This window comes from Shewanella goraebulensis, from assembly GCF_030252245.1.
Lineage (GTDB): Bacteria > Pseudomonadota > Gammaproteobacteria > Enterobacterales > Shewanellaceae > Shewanella > Shewanella goraebulensis.
Genome location: NZ_CP126972.1, coordinates 2,764,754 through 2,781,197, shown reverse-complemented (window position 1 = coordinate 2,781,197; position 16,444 = coordinate 2,764,754). Strand labels below are relative to the sequence as shown.

General features: G+C 39.7%; 14 protein-coding genes. 7 read left to right on the top strand and 7 right to left on the bottom strand.

Annotated features, from left to right (window positions below; genetic code table 11):
* Positions 1 to 7: 7 nt before the first annotated feature.
* Complete coding sequence (locus QPX86_RS11705; protein WP_220754495.1) at positions 8 to 382, bottom strand: diacylglycerol kinase; 375 nt, start codon at positions 380 to 382, stop codon at positions 8 to 10.
* A gap of 173 nt (positions 383 to 555) precedes the next feature.
* Between QPX86_RS11705 and QPX86_RS11700 the strand changes: the two genes are divergently transcribed.
* Together QPX86_RS11700 and QPX86_RS11695 are read left to right on the top strand one after the other, a co-directional pair.
* Positions 556 to 1,392, top strand: coding sequence for a DNA ligase (locus QPX86_RS11700; RefSeq protein ID WP_285162780.1), 837 nt, complete (start codon positions 556 to 558; stop codon positions 1,390 to 1,392).
* Positions 1,393 to 1,534: 142 nt separating this feature from the next.
* Positions 1,535 to 2,011, top strand: a complete 477-nt coding sequence (locus QPX86_RS11695; RefSeq protein WP_220754539.1) for a low molecular weight protein-tyrosine-phosphatase — start codon at positions 1,535 to 1,537, stop codon at positions 2,009 to 2,011.
* A 113-nt stretch (positions 2,012 to 2,124) separates the two neighbouring features.
* Here QPX86_RS11695 and ylqF read toward each other — a convergent pair whose 3' ends face one another.
* Both ylqF and QPX86_RS11685 read right to left on the bottom strand, forming a co-directional pair.
* Positions 2,125 to 3,069 carry a ribosome biogenesis GTPase YlqF gene (gene ylqF, locus QPX86_RS11690; RefSeq protein ID WP_285162779.1) on the bottom strand — a complete coding sequence of 315 codons (945 nt, stop codon included), beginning with the start codon at positions 3,067 to 3,069 and terminating at the stop codon, positions 2,125 to 2,127.
* Positions 3,070 to 3,188: 119 nt separating this feature from the next.
* On the bottom strand, positions 3,189 to 4,028 hold the full coding sequence (locus QPX86_RS11685) for an isopenicillin N synthase family dioxygenase (protein WP_285162778.1): 840 nt from the start codon (positions 4,026 to 4,028) through the stop codon (positions 3,189 to 3,191).
* Between the two features lie 181 nt (positions 4,029 to 4,209).
* On the opposite strand from QPX86_RS11685, the gene QPX86_RS11680 reads away from it, so the two are divergent.
* On the top strand, positions 4,210 to 5,133 hold the full coding sequence (locus tag QPX86_RS11680; protein ID WP_220754491.1) for a bifunctional methionine sulfoxide reductase B/A protein: 924 nt from the start codon (positions 4,210 to 4,212) through the stop codon (positions 5,131 to 5,133).
* Between the two features lie 129 nt (positions 5,134 to 5,262).
* Here QPX86_RS11680 and QPX86_RS11675 read toward each other — a convergent pair whose 3' ends face one another.
* Together QPX86_RS11675 and rne are read right to left on the bottom strand one after the other, a co-directional pair.
* Positions 5,263 to 6,822, bottom strand: coding sequence for a SulP family inorganic anion transporter (locus tag QPX86_RS11675; protein WP_220754490.1), 1,560 nt, complete (start codon positions 6,820 to 6,822; stop codon positions 5,263 to 5,265).
* A gap of 193 nt (positions 6,823 to 7,015) precedes the next feature.
* Complete coding sequence (rne, locus tag QPX86_RS11670; RefSeq protein ID WP_285162777.1) at positions 7,016 to 10,210, bottom strand: ribonuclease E; 3,195 nt, start codon at positions 10,208 to 10,210, stop codon at positions 7,016 to 7,018.
* A 606-nt stretch (positions 10,211 to 10,816) separates the two neighbouring features.
* On the opposite strand from rne, the gene rluC reads away from it, so the two are divergent.
* Positions 10,817 to 11,773: a 23S rRNA pseudouridine(955/2504/2580) synthase RluC gene (rluC, locus tag QPX86_RS11665; protein ID WP_220754656.1), complete on the top strand. Its 957-nt coding sequence runs from the start codon at positions 10,817 to 10,819 to the stop codon at positions 11,771 to 11,773.
* A complete protein-coding gene (locus QPX86_RS11660; RefSeq protein WP_285162776.1) occupies positions 11,770 to 12,426 on the top strand; it encodes an HAD family hydrolase in 657 nt (218 codons plus the stop codon). The genes rluC and QPX86_RS11660 overlap by 4 nt, the downstream gene beginning before the upstream one ends.
* A gap of 108 nt (positions 12,427 to 12,534) precedes the next feature.
* Here the strand turns inward: QPX86_RS11660 and QPX86_RS11655 are convergent, their stop codons facing one another.
* A complete protein-coding gene (locus tag QPX86_RS11655; protein WP_285162775.1) occupies positions 12,535 to 13,758 on the bottom strand; it encodes a hypothetical protein in 1,224 nt (407 codons plus the stop codon).
* A gap of 1,115 nt (positions 13,759 to 14,873) precedes the next feature.
* The gene (locus tag QPX86_RS11650; RefSeq protein ID WP_220754659.1) at positions 14,874 to 15,488 is read right to left on the bottom strand and encodes a Maf family protein; all 615 of its coding nucleotides are present in this window, start codon (positions 15,486 to 15,488) and stop codon (positions 14,874 to 14,876) included.
* Positions 15,489 to 15,728: 240 nt separating this feature from the next.
* On the opposite strand from QPX86_RS11650, the gene yceD reads away from it, so the two are divergent.
* Together yceD and rpmF are read left to right on the top strand one after the other, a co-directional pair.
* Positions 15,729 to 16,253 carry a 23S rRNA accumulation protein YceD gene (yceD, locus tag QPX86_RS11645; RefSeq protein WP_285162774.1) on the top strand — a complete coding sequence of 175 codons (525 nt, stop codon included), beginning with the start codon at positions 15,729 to 15,731 and terminating at the stop codon, positions 16,251 to 16,253.
* A gap of 17 nt (positions 16,254 to 16,270) precedes the next feature.
* Positions 16,271 to 16,441, top strand: coding sequence for a 50S ribosomal protein L32 (rpmF, locus tag QPX86_RS11640; RefSeq protein WP_011496728.1), 171 nt, complete (start codon positions 16,271 to 16,273; stop codon positions 16,439 to 16,441).
* Positions 16,442 to 16,444 lie beyond the last annotated feature (3 nt).

Here is a 16,444-nt window from a genome sequence, read left to right as displayed (position 1 = left end):
TTCAAACCTACAAAATGTAGGCATTCACTAGTATTGCGCACCAGGTGATGCCGCATAAAGCTAGACTTAAAAATACTGCTGCAGAAGCTACATCTTTCGCTTGACCACTGAGCGGGTGGATTTCATCGCTGATGCGATCGACAACCGCCTCGATGGCCGAGTTTAATAACTCTGTTATCAGCACAATAAAAAGTGTCATTATCATCAAAATGGATTCAACTAAACTGACATTAGCTAATAGTGCAATAGGTAGCAGTACCACCACAAGAATAAGCTCTTGTCTGAATGCAGCTTCGTTTTTCCACGCACTGATGAGCCCTTGAATTGAAAAGCCTGTGGCGCGGATGACCCGTTTTATCCCATGATTATCTACTGGTTTCATTTTTAACCTTAGTATTTGATTGTTTGCTCTCGCGAAATTGTTTTACTACCCATTAAAAATATTTTACTTGCCATAAAAATAGCAAAGCTTGATTTCCTGACTACAATCAACAGGCTCTAGAATTGATACTGTAAAAGCGCAATTTCGCTAACATGACTAGCAAGGATGCTACTATGCCAAGATATTTACTGTCTATTATATTTCTGTTCATCTATTTATTAATTCCTATTTGTGGGTTTGCCACTGACACTCTGCCAATACAACTAGCTAGCCGTTTTCACAAAAGCATCAATGTTAACGATTATTATGTGAGTGAAAAGCTTGATGGAGTGAGAGGTTATTGGAATGGCGAAAAGATGCTCTCGCGTTCGGGGAGAGTTATTGTTATCCCCGAGTGGTTTACTGCCGATTTTCCAAAAGAAAAAATAGATGGCGAATTATGGATAAAGCGAAATGACTTTGAGGCCGTTTCAGCACTATCGAGAAGTCATAAAGCTGAAAGCCCATTATGGCAGCAAGTGACGTTTATGATCTTCGACTTGCCTGAACACGGCGGTGCTTTTAGTGAGCGAGTTGCGAAGATGAAGCATATAGCAGTAAATTCCAGATATATACAGCAAATACCTCAGCAAGAATTTACTACTCAAGTGCAGTTATACAATGAACTTGATAGGGTGATAGAAAATCAAGGTGAAGGTTTGATGCTACATAAAAAAACGGCGTTGTATACAATTGGTCGTAGCCCCAATATTGTCAAACTTAAACCCAAGTATGATGCTGAGGCGGTGGTCGTTGCCCATAATGAAGGTAAGGGCAAGTATTCCGGGTTATTGGGCTCTATCACCGTTGAAATGCCTGATGGTAAAAGGTTTAATATTGGCAGTGGTTTTAGTGATCAAGAAAGAGCAGACCCGCCAGCGATAGGTGCGGTAGTGACTTACCAATATTTAGGGTTCACTAAAAATGGTATACCGCGTTTTGCACATTTTTTACGACTAAGGCTGGAATAATCAGGCCAGATTAATTTAGAACAGAATAATTTAGAACAGAATAATTAGACTTTAACTTTAAGCTTAAATAAAACAAGAGGGAACGACATTGAACTCCAAGCTTACATCTAAAAGCATAAAGGATAGCGATAATCCATTAAATTTGGCTGAGGTAAAATCTGTGTTGTTTGTTTGCCTTGGTAATATTTGTCGCTCTCCAAGCGCTGAGGCAGTATTTAAAGATAAAGCCCATGAATTACAACTTGAATTGCAAATCGATTCCGCAGGTACTGCAGCCTATCATCAAGGTAATCCTCCAGATCCCCGCTCAATAAAAGCCGGTGAAGCTAGAGGACTCGATTTCAGTGGTATGCAAGCTAGAAAAGTCACAAATGAAGACTTTAATCGGTTTGATTTAATTCTGGCTGCTGATAACAGTAATTTGGAGGATTTGTTCAGTCGTTGCCCTGTTGAATATCAACATAAAATTAGGTTGATATTATCTTTTGGCGATAATGAGCTTAATGGAGTAGAAGAAGTGCCTGATCCGTATTATGGCGGCGAAAATGGTTTTGAAATTGTATTAGATTTATTAGATACAAGTTTAGGTCGTTTGGCGCAGAAAATTAATAACGGATAGCGTCTACTACTGAAATTAAAAAGGCTTATCAACTGATAAGCCTTTTACTTTCATTCAATGACGTTAAAGTTTACTTTTTTGCTAACGCCATTTTAATAAGTCGTCAGGAACATTTAGTCATTTTGATGGCGTTTACCGGAGCGTTTTAATCTTTCTTGTTCAAGCTTTTGTTGCTTAATCGCTTCTTTTTCTGCAAGCACTCGGGCTACTTCAGCCTTTTCAATTTCTGCCATTTCTGGCGTTTCCAAGGTCAATAAACCGGTTTTACCTGAACGGAATTCATGCAGTAATAATTCAGAAGCTTTGTGTAAATCGATTCGACCGCCGGGTCTCAATGCACCGCGTTTACGGCCAATTTCTTCAAGTAACTCAATGTCTGTGTCAGGTAACGATTTAAGCTTATAACGTTCACAAATTTCATCAGGGTAGGCATGTAAGAAGTACTCTGCGGCAAACATGGCCACATCTTCATATTCCATAGCGGTATCTTTAATCGCACCGGTAACAGCAAGGCGATAACTACTGGCTTCATTATCAACTTTTGGCCACAAAATACCTGGAGTATCAGACAGTACGATACCGTTTTTCAAATTAATTCGTTGCTGACGTTTTGTAACCGCAGGCTCATTACCTGTTTTAGCTAGCGTACGTCCAGCAAGGGCGTTAATGATGGTAGATTTACCGACATTAGGAATCCCCATAATCATGGTACGAATATCTTTTTCGAGTTTATCCCGCGAAGGAACTAGTTTACGACAAATATCTGGAATACTCTTAACTTGGCCTGGTTGCAAAGTAGTAATGGCCGTTGCTTTAACGCCTTGCTCACGTTCGAGGTATTCAATCCAATGTGCCGTCACTTTAGGGTCGGCTAAGTCTGATTTGTTCAGTAGTTTTATACATGGCTTATCGCCCCTTAAGGTCGAAACCATAGGGTTTTCACTACTATATGGAATACGTGCATCTAATACTTCGATAACAAGATCGACTTGAGGCATCGCCTCTTCAATCTCTTTTCGAGCCTTGTGCATGTGTCCTGGGTACCATTGAATTGCCATGTGTTTGCCTTTTTTAAAACTACTGCTAACAAAGGGGGCATATTCTACCTTGTTATGCCGCCAAATGATAAAAAAAAGCGCCAATTGGCGCTTTAATCCTATTGAATTGATACCGGAACTTAAATAACACCCAGTTCGCGTAATCTTTCCATTAAATAGCTATCAGCAGTATAGCGATCAGATAGCACAACCTCAGGGTTTGGATGTAAAAATAGCGGTAAAGAAATACGCGATTTAGTCTTGTCCGTCCCTTCTGGGTTAATCACTCGATGTGATGTTGAAGGGTAATAACCACCAGAAGCTTCTTGAAGCATGTCGCCGATATTAATAATAATATTACCAAAGTCACTTGGTACATCAACCCAGTTATCATCTTTGGTTTGTACCTGAAGACCAGGTTCATTGGCTGCTGGTAAAACGGTGATTAAATTAATGTCTTCATGGGCTGCAGCACGAATAGCCCCCAGCTCTTCATCACCAGCCATTGGCGGGTAATGTAAAACACGTAGCAGTGTTTTTTCACTTTCAGCAATCATTGCAGGTAATGGAATAGAGAACTTAGCGGCAACATCGGCTGGTGCATATTGTTCAATCCAGCCTAATAACTCTGCTGCTAAATCATTGGCATGTTTGTAGTAAGCTAAGATATTGGTTTTTAGCGACTCAGGAATTCGGCCCCAAGGATATACGTGAAAATATTCTTTGATATCTTTTACGCTATGACCTTTAGCTGTCTCAGAAATTGAGGCAGGGAAAAAACCATCCTGTGTCTCTGGTTTAAACAAAAAATCATTTTTTTGTTCAGCTTGAAAAAACTCGTACCATTCTTTATAGATGGTTTCGACAAGTTCTTTACTGATAGGGTGATTGGATAACACTCCAAAACCGGTTTCTCTTAATGACTCAACAAATTGTTTAGCACAATTTTCTGAGCGGTAATCAATTGTTTCTAATTTCATATTTTCTACTTATTGTTTTTTTGACCCGATATGATTTTAACCTTCGTCACACTTTGCTGCAATTTTTTGACTTGAAAACAGGTCTAATAAGTCGAAATAGTGATGTTTATTAGGCATACTGCCATCTGTTTAGATATTGCGATACAGTAAGAAGGTCAAGATTGAAGTTAGGACGATGCAAATGAATGAATTAACTGAGTTTGAAAAGTATGTCATTGAGCAGAAAGGAACTGAACGTCCATTTAGTGGAGAATACGTCAATCATGAAGCTGAAGGTCTATACCTATGTAAAAAATGCTTAGCGCCTTTATATAAAAGTGAGCATAAGTTTAATGCTTTTTGTGGCTGGCCAGCCTTTGATGATGAAATTCATGGCGCGATTAAACGTACATTAGATGCTGATGGAAAGCGTACTGAAATTACTTGCCATGATTGCGGTGGTCATCTTGGACATGTTTTTAAAGGTGAAATGCTCACAGGTAAAAACATGCGCCATTGTGTTAATTCAGTGTCGATGTTGTTTAAAAGCTATGAAGATATTGAAGCTGAAAAGTGTAATGCCACTAAGGCATTGCAACTGGCAACATTCGGCGCGGGTTGCTTTTGGTGTATCGAAGCCGTGTTTCAAAGGCTTGATGGTGTTGAGAGCGTTTATTCTGGTTACAGCGGCGGCACGACAGAAGACGCACACTATGATGCCGTGTGCAGTGGTGTCACTGGCCACGCCGAAGTGATACAAGTAACTTTTAACCCTGAGGTTATTAGCTACAACACGTTATTATCAGTGTTTTTTGCCATACATGACCCAACCACGCTTAACCAGCAAGGCAATGATAAAGGTCCGCAATATCGTTCGGTTATTTTTACTCATAATGCCCAGCAGGTCGATGATGCAACGATTGCCATCAGTAAGTTAATACAGCAGGGGATTTGGCCAAAACCGATTGTGACTGAAGTGTCTATGTATGAAGCATTTTATCATGCTGAAAATTTTCACGATGATTACTTTGCCAAAAATGCAGAACAGCCATATTGTCAGCTGTTGATTAAACCTAAATTTGAAAAAGCGATGAAGCAATTTGAAGCGCTATTGAAAAAAGACTAATAGATTATTGGCTATTCATTAGGTTAATTTTTAGTACTTGAATGTCAGATTTCAAACATAAAAAAGCGAACTGAATAGTTCGCTTTTTATTGTGTGGACTTTATATAAAGTTAACTTAACTCTTATTGATTAAGAGTCTAGAGCATCATCAGCCACTTTGTAGTGTGGATCTTCTATGACGTTAACCTCAACTAAGTCACGCGCTTTATGCAGTAACTCTTTACAGTCGCCACTTAAATGTCTTAAGTGTAATCGCTTACCTGCAGCAACATAACGCTCAGCCAAAGTATCAATTGCATCTAATGCTGAGTGATCAGCAACGCGAGAGTTTTGGAAGTCAACAATCACATCTTCAGCATCATTTTCAGCATCAAATAGTTCTAAGAAGTTAGAAACTGAGCCAAAGAATAATGGACCATTTAACTTGTAAACTTTCCAGCCGTTAGCATCAATGCTTTTTTCAACATTGATGTGCTTTGCATGTTCCCAGGCAAAAACAAGAGCTGAAACGATAACACCAACAAATACCGCAAACGCTAAATCTGTGAATACCGTTACTGTGGTCACTAACACAATAACAAACGCATCATGTTTCGGCACTTTACGCATCACTTTAAAGCTTGCCCATTCAAATGTACCCAGTACAACAATGAACATTACGCCTACTAAGGCTGCTAAAGGGATAATCTCAATAAAGGCTGCACCAAATAGAATAAAGGCTAGTAATGCTAATGCGGCAGTGACACCTGATAGTCGACCACGGCCACCAGAGTTGATGTTAATCATTGATTGGCCAATCATGGCACAACCGCCCATAGCACCAAAGAAGCCACTTGTGATGTTACCAACACCTTGACCAACACATTCTTTGTTACCACGACCACGGCTGTTAGTCATTTCATCAATCACTGTTAGTGTTAGTAAGGATTCAATCAGACCAACGGCAGCAAGAATACATGCATATGGCAATATGATGTAAAGTGTTTCTAGGTTAAAAGGTACACTTGGAATTGCAAATGAAGGCAAGCTGCCTGCAATTGTTGCATGCTCATCACCGCTCATGGTTTTTAAGAAATCGAGTACGTTTCGGGTATCTAAATCTAACCCCACAACTAACGCCGTTACCGTAAGAATAGCCACAAGCGAAGATGGAATCGCAGTAGTTAGTTTAGGTAAAAAGTGAATAATTGCCATGGTCAGTGCCACAAGTCCTAGCATGATCATTAGTGGCTCTTGTCCTAACCAAACCATGTTTCCTGCAGCATCCTTAACTTGGAATTGCCCAAGCTGAGCTAAGAAAATCACAATGGCTAAACCATTCACAAAGCCAATCATTACTGGGTAAGGAACAATGCGAATGAACTTACCGAGTTTGAATACCCCAGCAGAAATTTGAATAATCCCCGCCAGCACCACAGCTGCGAATAAATACTGCACTCCGTGTTCAACAACCAGAGATACCATTACAACGGCCATCGCGCCTGTAGCACCAGAAATCATTCCCGGACGACCACCAATTACAGCAGTTATAATGCCCATAATAAAGGCTGCGTATAAACCGACCATAGGTTCAACTTGTGCAACGAATGCAAAAGCAACGGCTTCTGGAATAAGTGCAAGAGCAACAGTCAAACCAGATAAGATATCTGCTTTGCTACTACTAGTTTTGTGACGAAGTAAATCGAACATTTAGCCCCTGAAAACAATTGATGTGTTTGAAAGTAAAAGTGTGCGTATGTTAACAAAAATTAACCCTTGGCTAAACCTGAAAATAAGCTTAATTGAAGATAAATAGAATATTTAATCAAACTGTAAACATAAAAAAAGCCACGCTAATTAGCGTGGCTTTTTAAATTAAGTATTATCTGTTTTACCTAAAGACTTATGCCTTGGTGGTATCAGATGAGGCACTGTTAGCTACTTTAGATTTTGCAGCTTCAGCATCAGGCTGAGATTTCTCGTATTCACGACCTTTAGGGACAGCTTGCTGAGTACGAGCTTCAGAAACAGGTTTCGTTGTATCTGACATCACCATAGAACCAAAGCGGCTCGCGGCAGCAGGTTTTTTAGCTGGCGCTTCAACCTTAGTGGCTGTTGCTGTTGCTGTTGGAGTTGCAACGACTTTGCGTTGAATAGCAGCAGGTTTTGCCATTGGAGCAGAAGCTATTGAATTATCTTTAGCTGGTGCTTCTGATACTTCAGTTTTAACTTCTTCAACTTTAATGTCTTCAACTACAGGCTCTTGAGCAACAGGCGCTTCAACTTTAACTTCTTCAGCTACTGGCTCTTGAGCAACAGGTGCTTCAACTTTAACTTCTTCAGCTACTGGCTCTTGAGCAACAGGTGCTTCAACTTTAACTTCTTCAGCTACTGGCTCTTGAACAACAGGTGTTTCAGTTTTAACTTCTTCAACTACTGGCGTAGCTTCGACAGTAGGTGCCTCAGTCTTAACTTCAACAGCTTCGGCAGCTTGTTCAGCATCTAGTTGCTTCTCTAGCTCGTCAACTGGTGTAAATACTGCTGTTGCAGGAGATGTTTCATCTTCATCACGACGACGGCGTTGACCAGCAGCTCGAAGGTGACGTGGGCTACGACGGCTACGACGTTGACCTTGTTTCTCTTCACTGTCTTCAGCATTAACTTCTTCAGTTGTTTCAGTAGTTGCATTAACTTTTTCTGGTGCAGCGGCTGCAGCCGAACTTGATGAGTCAGTTGCTGGTTTAACAGCTTCAGTAACTACAGGTGCTTCAACAACTGTTGTATCAGCTTTAGCTTCTTTAACAGTTTCTGCTTTTTCAACATTAACAACTTCAGCTTCTTTTGAAGATTCTGACGTTGCAGCTTCAACATTTTCAGTTTTCGCTGTGTTGTCTTTTCTAGGGCGACGAGTACGAGCTGGCTTAGCTGACTGCTCAGTTGCTGTAGGTTTTGCTGCTACTTCAACAGATGCATTAGCTGAGGTTGCTTCAACTTCATTTAACTTAGCTTCGTTTTGTTCGTTTTCGATACGAACTTTACGGCGCATGTTACGACGTTGGCGACGTTCCCTTGCTGCTTCTTGCTTAGGCGACTTTTCTGTTTCATTGCGAGATTTATCGGCAACAGGTTTGTTTGTCTTTGCTTTAGGGTCGTTTTTAGGCTGACGTTTATCTGCTTGCTCTTTATTAGCAACATCTCTGTCATTCTTTTTGTTACGACCTTTGTTGTCTCTACCTTTGTTGTCAGCATCGTTACGGTTTTCATTACGGCTGTCATTGCGGTTACGACGGTTGTCATTACGGCGCGAATCATTACGACGGTTACGGCGGTTGTTTTGGTTATCTTTACGATTCTTATCAGATGGCTTAGATTCGGTTTTAGCTGGCTCATCAGATGAGAACAGTTTGCTAATTGCAGAAACCATTTTAGCGAAGAAACCTGGCTCTGATGCAGCTGGCGTAGCAGCTTTTGCTGGTTGCTCTGCCGCTGGAGTTGGCTTAGTCGTTTTTGGCGTACCAAAACCTTTAATCGCAGGTTGTTGAGCTTCAGCACGTTCAAGTTTACGTGGCTCATACAACTTAGCTTCTGGCTTTTCTACGCGCTTGTAACTTGACTCAACTACTTCATCATCGCTTCTTAAGCGTGACACGCGGTAGTCAGGTGTCGTCATGTGCGAATCTGGGATAACGTACACTTCAACATTGTGACGCTCTTCAGTGATGCGAATAGCTTTACGTTTCTCATTTAACAAGAACGCAGCAACATCAACTGGGACAACGGCTTCAATTTGTGAAGTGTTTTCTTTAATCGCTTCTTCTTCCATTAAGCGAAGAATAGAAAGTGCTAACGATTCAGTACTGCGAATAGTCCCTTGACCATGACAGCGAGGACATAAATGACCTGCAGACTCACCAAGAGAAGGGCGTAGACGTTGGCGTGACATTTCCATTAAACCAAAGCGAGAAATACGGCCTAACTGAACACGGGCACGGTCTAAATGAACCGCATCACGCATTCTGTTTTCAACTTCGCGTTGATGTCTAACTGGTGTCATATCGATGAAATCGATAACCACTAAACCACCTAAGTCACGTAGGCGTAATTGACGAGCAATTTCATCCGCGGCTTCAAGGTTAGTGTTCAGTGCAGTTTCTTCGATATCGCCGCCTTTAGTTGCTCGGGCAGAGTTAATATCGATAGACGTTAATGCTTCAGTTGGGTCAATAACGATTGAACCACCAGAAGGCAAACGAACTTCACGTTGGAAAGCTGACTCAATCTGAGATTCGATTTGAAAGTGAGTAAACAATGGTACTTCTGATTCGTAACGTTTAACACGCTCTACAAAATCAGGGCGAACTAGACCAATGTGTTGTTTTGCTTCTTCAAAAATACGTGGGTGGTCAATTAGAATTTCACCAACATCACGGCGCAAGTAATCACGGATTGCGCGAACAATTACATTACTTTCTTGGTGAATTAGGAATGGTGCAGGCTTGCTTTGAGCCGCTTCTTGAATCGCATCCCAGTGATGTTGTAGGACTTTAAGATCCCACTTTAGTTCAGCAGCGTCTTTACCAACACCAGCAGTACGCACAATCAGACCCATACCATTTGGTACAGTTAGCTCAGACATTGCCGCTTTAAGTTCAGTTCGCTCATCACCTTCAATGCGACGAGAAATACCGCCTGCACGTGGGTTATTAGGCATTAAAACTAGGTAAGAACCGGCAAGAGAGATAAACGTTGTTAAAGCAGCGCCTTTATTACCACGTTCTTCTTTGTCGATTTGAACTATAACTTCTTGACCTTCAGATACCACTTCTTTGATATTTGGACGGCCTTGGAAAGAATAACCTTTAGGGAAGTATTCGCGAGCGATTTCTTTAAGCGGAAGGAAACCGTGACGATCTGCACCGTAGTCTACAAACGCAGCTTCTAAAGAAGGTTCTACGCGAGTGATGGTGCCTTTATAGATATTTGATTTTTTTTGTTCATGGCCTGGGCTTTCGATATCCAGATCATACAATTGTTGCCCATCTACTAGGGCAACGCGCAACTCTTCCGATTGAGTTGCATTAATTAACATACGTTTCATGATGACTTAATTCTTCTAATAAGGTCATCAAACAAAGACTTATCGTTGCATTACGGGCCTAAAATTATTATTCACGAAGCCTCGCGGCTGGTTTTTAGGCAAGTTAGGTGCGCATTGCTGTAAGACGCATCGCTGCGTGTCGCATCCTATTTATGGCTTATTTTTTAATGATTACAAAAACAAGGAATTCGTTGTTAATAAGCAACCAACCCCATAAATTTTAAATTTCTTTTCCGGTAATGCCCAAGTCGAATCTGTCTGTTTGATGACAAGCTAAAATTTGTTCGAATTTGGGGGGTGTTAAGTTTCAGGAAAACTTTGTAAATAATGATGAAACAGACGGTTTAACTGTAAAAGCAATTCTTATTGCTTTGTGATGTTTACAATTTGCAAATCAATGATTTGCGACCTGCCGTGCTCATGAATTCTACTGAAAATACACCTTAATAAATTGAGGTTGTGAACATTTTATTCACTGTTTATCCTCAATCACTGCGCAAATATAGCAATAAACAATTTATACAGCAATCAAAACAACGAATTCTTATTGTCCCATCAAGGGAAAACTTAGGGTACAATGTGCGCCGTAATTACTATAGGCGCATCATGAATACAGAAACTCCCACAAAAGTTCAATTGGTCACCATTGATGAAGATCATTTTGAGCAACGCATCGATAATTTTCTCCTCACCAAATTAAAAGGTGTTCCTAAAAGCATGATTTACAGAATCGTGCGCAAAGGTGAGGTGCGTGTAAATAAGAAAAGGATAAAACCTGAGTACAAATTACAAATTGATGATGTAGTGCGTATTCCGCCAGTAAGAATGGCTGAAAAAGATCACCGTACAGCGCCTTCGGCAAAACTGTCGAAAGTAACGCAACTCGAAGCACGTATTATTCATGAAGATAATCACCTTATCGTATTGAATAAACCTGCTGGAATTGCTGTACATGGTGGCAGTGGTGTCGACTTTGGTGTGATTGAAGGCCTTCGTTCATTACGACCGCAACAAAAATTTTTAGAATTAGTGCATCGTTTAGATAAAGATACTTCCGGCGTACTTTTAATTGCTAAAAAGCGCAGTGCACTTAAACATTTGCATGACCAACTCCGAAAAAAGACCATGCAAAAAGATTACATGGCATTAGTGCGTGGTGATTGGCAAGCTAAAGATAAAGTGATTAAAGCACCGTTATTAAAAATCACTTTGAAATCAGGTGAACGTATTGTCAGGGTTAATCCTGAAGGCAAGCCTTCAGAAACCCGTTATAAAATTATGCAGCGTTATCATGGCTGTACTTTAGTCAAGGCAAGCCCTGTTACAGGGCGTACCCATCAAATTCGTGTTCATTGTCAATATGCTGGTCATGCGATTGCGTGTGACGATAAGTACAGTGAGAAAAAGTTTGATGACTCAATGCGAGAAAAAGGGCTAAATCGTTTATTCTTGCACGCTGCAGAGCTTAAGTTTATCCATCCTGAAAATGATGAAGTTAAAACGGTTAAAGCACCTTTAGATGATATCTTGTTATCGACCTTAGAAAAGTTAAAACGCGCATGATTCTAAACACTACCAATCAGTATCAATTAGTAATTTTTGACTGGGACGGCACGTTAATGGATTCAATCGGCAAAATTGTCGATTGTATGCAGTGTGTGGCTTCAGATTTGAGTTTGCCGGTGCCGACTGATCAGCAAGTGCGCGATATCATCGGATTATCAATATTACCAGCCATGGAAAATTTGTTTCCAAATAACGCTGATCAATATGATGATTTACTTGAAGCGTATAAAAATTACTATCTCAATATAAATGTTACTCCTAGCCCTTTATTTGATGGCATCGAAACAGTATTAACTGAAATTCAAGCAGCAGGGCACACGCTAGCAATTGCAACTGGTAAGCGAAGAGCTGGTCTTGATCGCATGTTAGCTGAAACTGGTTTAGGGCAATACTTTGTGGCGACACGCTCTGCTGATGAAGCTGAGTCTAAACCACATCCTTCAATGATTACCTCATTACTTGAAGAGCTCAATATTGCGCCAGAGCAAGCGGTAATGGTTGGCGATTCTAAGTTAGATATTGCAATGGCTAATAATGCCGGTGTGAGCAGTATTGCAGTAACCTATGGCGCCCATAGTTTGGAAGAATTATTGAGTCAAAATCCGACAGCTACAGCAAATAAGCCAACTGACATATTGCAGTACCTTTAGCTTATTGTATTCATACTTTAGGTAGATGGTTGCTTAAGTGACTTATGAATAAATAAAAAGCCGATGATTTACTCATCGGCTTTTTTGTGTATAGAACTAAAGCAGAAATTAACCTAGTGGATAAATTACTTGTACTTTAAGTTTAAGATCACAAGAACCTACAGTATCCCAATCAACAGCTTGTGGGTCGAATGATTGACCATCTGCACCGTAAACTGGTGTGAACCAATCAAAGCTTTTTAGTACGGACTTATGCAAATCAGCTGTGACTTGAATACGAGCACCTGCGTTACGTGGGCCCATATCTGGTGAGCCTTTTTTCACATTAGAGCGCGTATCGTATTCATAGTAATGTACTTCACCGCGTCCATTAGTGATTAAGTTTTTACAAGTATTATTCTTAGTAATAAACAAGTCGATGTAATACTCACCATCATCCTCTAAACTCATACCTGGGCCAAATGTAGCAGAACTTGCTATAGGAGTGCCTTCTTCCATACGGAAAGTAGTGAAAGTAGATGCACCTTTGAAGTTAGAGTAGCTATTTAAGGTGTAAGATTTGCCATCTTCAGGGTATTCATGAGTAATAAACTCACGATTTTCTAGACCACAGGCCGTTTTAAGAGTTGCGACTCCTTCACCTTCAGCAGCTTCTTTCCACTCGTAGAAGGTATTTTGTTTACCCATACGAGTTTCTAAGAATGCAGCGTTTACAAATGAAGCACCATCAGCATTGTAATAGAAAGTGCCTACATTCGATGCGCCTGTGTAGCTATCCCAATTTCCATCAGCTGGATGAGTAGGCATGTCAGGTGCGCCTGGATCAGTAGGGTCAACAGGCTCAACAGGATCTGTTGGCTCAACAGGTTCAGCTGCAAAACTATGACAAGTATCACAAGCCATACCGCTATCGTGGCCATCGGTGTGACATGAAGTACATGTCGAACCTTCGTTATGCTCAAAAGGGATTTCAGGCATGCCAAATACACCAATTAAACTCGCTTCTGGTGATTTACCATTATTGACATATGGCGAATCTGGGTTTGGATTTTCATATTCGAAATTCACACCGATGTTGGCACATTGTTCTTGGAAGGTACTGACAAAACTAGCAGCTTTGCCATCCAATTCTTCATTGGCATCAGCAAGGGTTAAGTTCGCTTCAGTTAAGTCTTTATTAGCCTCGTCTAACTGTTGATTCTGTTCTGTTAGCTCAGCTATTTGAACTTCTAAATCAGGATTGGGATCAATCGTAACTGTGTCATCATCATTACACGCAGTTAAGGCCAAAATTGAAGCACAAATAAGGCTTAATTTGAATTGTTTGTTCATCATTATGTTCCTTGCTAGCTAGCGCTTAGCATTTAATATTATTTTTATTTCAATCTACAGTTTAAAGCGGTGGATGGGATAAACAGTCTTTACCTTAATAGCTTTCATGACGTCCATTTAAATAAATGTCTTGTAAAACACTAGGTGAGACGAATAATTTACTAATTCATCCGTTAATAAAAACGTTTAAATACACTTGGCTTTAAAATGTTTGAATATCTAAATTGATTTAGATGTAATAAAGCAGTGTGGAAAAATCATTTGTGTAATATCGATGTTTTAGTTAACACCTCTGATATTGCAGGTTTAATTTTTATTAATTACTAATCCTATTATCTATTATTAGTAATTCCGTGATTGCTTCGGTGAGGAATGTAAATGTTTGCAAAGAATTAGTATGTGATGAATGTCAATTTTATTCTTACATGATAAATGATATTAGTTGCAATGTGATCTAAATGTATATTTAAGTTATTTTGCGAACTAAACATTGGTTTAGCTGAATCTTAAGTTGTTTGGTCGCCTTACTGTGTTCTTGGCTAAGTTAATGTTATTGTTCGTTTTACTGCTTCCTCTCCATGTTGGCGATTTATTTTTATTACAAAGTGATGCTAAATTGCTAATTAGAGTGGGATACATTAATTTATCGTTTTATTAACTTTTTAGCTTTTTTTTTAATCTGCAACAATGTAAATATATTGCAGGGTTAGGGAGCTGACTTATATGAGATGAAAGGAGTTTTGATGAGATTTGAATATTATATCGAAAGGTAGAGTGTACTTGTTATTTTATTTCTGGTCGGTTATTTGAGCTTTAAATACTTATTGATTAACTTATTTCAATTGTCTCTATGTGAGTTTGTGAATTTCTATTGCTGATTGTCATTTTTATTAGTGTTAATTAATTCCTAATTTTTTGTTTGTAGTCCTTGCCTCTTAGTTTTCAATAGTTATTTTAATTTTTTGGTTAAAAGAGGTGGAGGTGAGTTATTCCATGTTCTAGACGCTGAACTCTAATGAGCCCGATAATAGTCATTCAAAAATTACCGATTTTAAATTGAACCTTTGATTATCCTTAATAAAGGTTCATATATTTTTTATTAAAAAACGTCACTTTTACAATACTTGAATATCATGTTTTTTAAGTAACTGAATAAGCTTAATCAGTGGTAAGCCAATCAAGGTGTTAGGGTCATCGCCTTCAAGCTTTTCAAACAGAGCGATTCCTAGTCCTTCAGCTTTAAAGCTGCCAGCACAGTATAAAGGTTGTTCTAGTTCAACATAACGCGTAATTTCTGCAAGAGTCAATTCTCTGAAGTGCACGGTAAATGGTTCGATTAAACTGAATACCTGCTTAGTATGACTATTTATTACACTAAGACCTGTATAAAAGGTAATTGCTTTACCTGATGCTTGTTGTAATTGCTTTATAGCTTTTTCAGTAGTGTGAGGTTTACCAATAATTTGACCATCTATTACAGCCACTTGATCAGAACCAATAACAAGTACTGATGAGCTTTCATTTTGATCATTTTTATTTATAGAATTGTATAATTCAGTCCCTGCAAAGGCTTTAGCTTCTGCAAGTCTTAACACTAATGCTTGTGCTGTTTCATTTTCATAGGGGCTTTCGTCTATATTTGGCGATATACACTCGAAGGGCAGTTGTAACTTTTGAAGAATTTCTTTGCGATAAACCGAGGTAGAAGCCAAGATGATTTTGCTATTCATGTTACGTCTTTCATATATTTAGATAATTACGACTATAATAAGTCAAAATTGCGTTCAAATGCAGTAAATTTAGCCGGATCGTGCTTGTGATCGCAGGCTGTGACAGGTAATATTTCGCTTCGATCAATTTTAATGTTGGCGTTTTAGTAAATTGTTCATTTTGTTTAGTTAAGCAATTAACCTCAATTTGGATAAATTTCCTTTGACTCTAGCGTTTTCAAACTATAATATGCGCGCCTTATGCAAACAGTAAAGATACCAGTATCAATTGATCCTATTCGAACTGCAGCCAGCGGCCTTCGTTATGAAGGTATTGTGCCCGGCAAACAGAATAAGCGATTAAACGAGTTATGTGCTGGCGATTGTTCCGATGTGACAGTGTCGTTAGAATGTGGCGTCGATATTCAGGGGATAGTCTACCTTCGCGGGAAGGCTGTGACGGAGCTCACTCTGCTATGTCAACGTTGCATGACACCATATACCACAGAGGTTACGGTCGACTTCTCCTTTGGTCTTTGTAAGACACAAGAAGAAATCGATGAGCTCCCGGATGCGTATGAGCCGATTGAGTGCAATGAAATTGGTGAAGTTCGTCTGCATCAGTTGATCGAAGATGAATTGATAATCGCTATGCCAATTATTCCTATGCATCAGAATGCTGATTGCAACCTAGGAACAAGTGACATAGCTGTAGGCGAAATCGAGCCCTCTCAAGAGGAGCGTCCAAATCCGTTTGCAGTGTTAGAAAAACTGAAGAGCAAGTAATCTAGGAGACAAGTCAAATGGCTGTACAACAGAATAAAAAATCACGTTCAAAGCGCGGCATGCGCCGTTCACACGATGCATTGAGCACTGCTCAATTATCTGTAGACGCTACTAGCGGTGAATTACATCTACGTCACAACGTGACTGCTGATGGTTTCTACCGCGGTAAAAAGGTTATCAACAAGTAATTT

Bases quoted from the DNA above. Each gene is read 5' to 3' on its own strand.
- QPX86_RS11705 (WP_220754495.1), bottom strand. From the start codon at position 382: ATGAAACCAGTAGATAATCATGGGATAAAACGGGTCATCCGCGCCACA.
- QPX86_RS11700 (WP_285162780.1), top strand. From the start codon at position 556: ATGCCAAGATATTTACTGTCTATTATATTTCTGTTCATCTATTTATTA.
- ylqF (WP_285162779.1), bottom strand. From the start codon at position 3,069: ATGGCAATTCAATGGTACCCAGGACACATGCACAAGGCTCGAAAAGAG.
- QPX86_RS11685 (WP_285162778.1), bottom strand. From the start codon at position 4,028: ATGAAATTAGAAACAATTGATTACCGCTCAGAAAATTGTGCTAAACAA.
- QPX86_RS11680 (WP_220754491.1), top strand. From the start codon at position 4,210: ATGAATGAATTAACTGAGTTTGAAAAGTATGTCATTGAGCAGAAAGGA.
- QPX86_RS11675 (WP_220754490.1), bottom strand. From the start codon at position 6,822: ATGTTCGATTTACTTCGTCACAAAACTAGTAGTAGCAAAGCAGATATC.
- rne (WP_285162777.1), bottom strand. From the start codon at position 10,210: ATGAAACGTATGTTAATTAATGCAACTCAATCGGAAGAGTTGCGCGTT.
- rluC (WP_220754656.1), top strand. From the start codon at position 10,817: ATGAATACAGAAACTCCCACAAAAGTTCAATTGGTCACCATTGATGAA.
- QPX86_RS11660 (WP_285162776.1), top strand. From the start codon at position 11,770: ATGATTCTAAACACTACCAATCAGTATCAATTAGTAATTTTTGACTGG.
- QPX86_RS11655 (WP_285162775.1), bottom strand. From the start codon at position 13,758: ATGAACAAACAATTCAAATTAAGCCTTATTTGTGCTTCAATTTTGGCC.
- QPX86_RS11650 (WP_220754659.1), bottom strand. From the start codon at position 15,488: ATGAATAGCAAAATCATCTTGGCTTCTACCTCGGTTTATCGCAAAGAA.
- yceD (WP_285162774.1), top strand. From the start codon at position 15,729: ATGCAAACAGTAAAGATACCAGTATCAATTGATCCTATTCGAACTGCA.
- rpmF (WP_011496728.1), top strand. From the start codon at position 16,271: ATGGCTGTACAACAGAATAAAAAATCACGTTCAAAGCGCGGCATGCGC.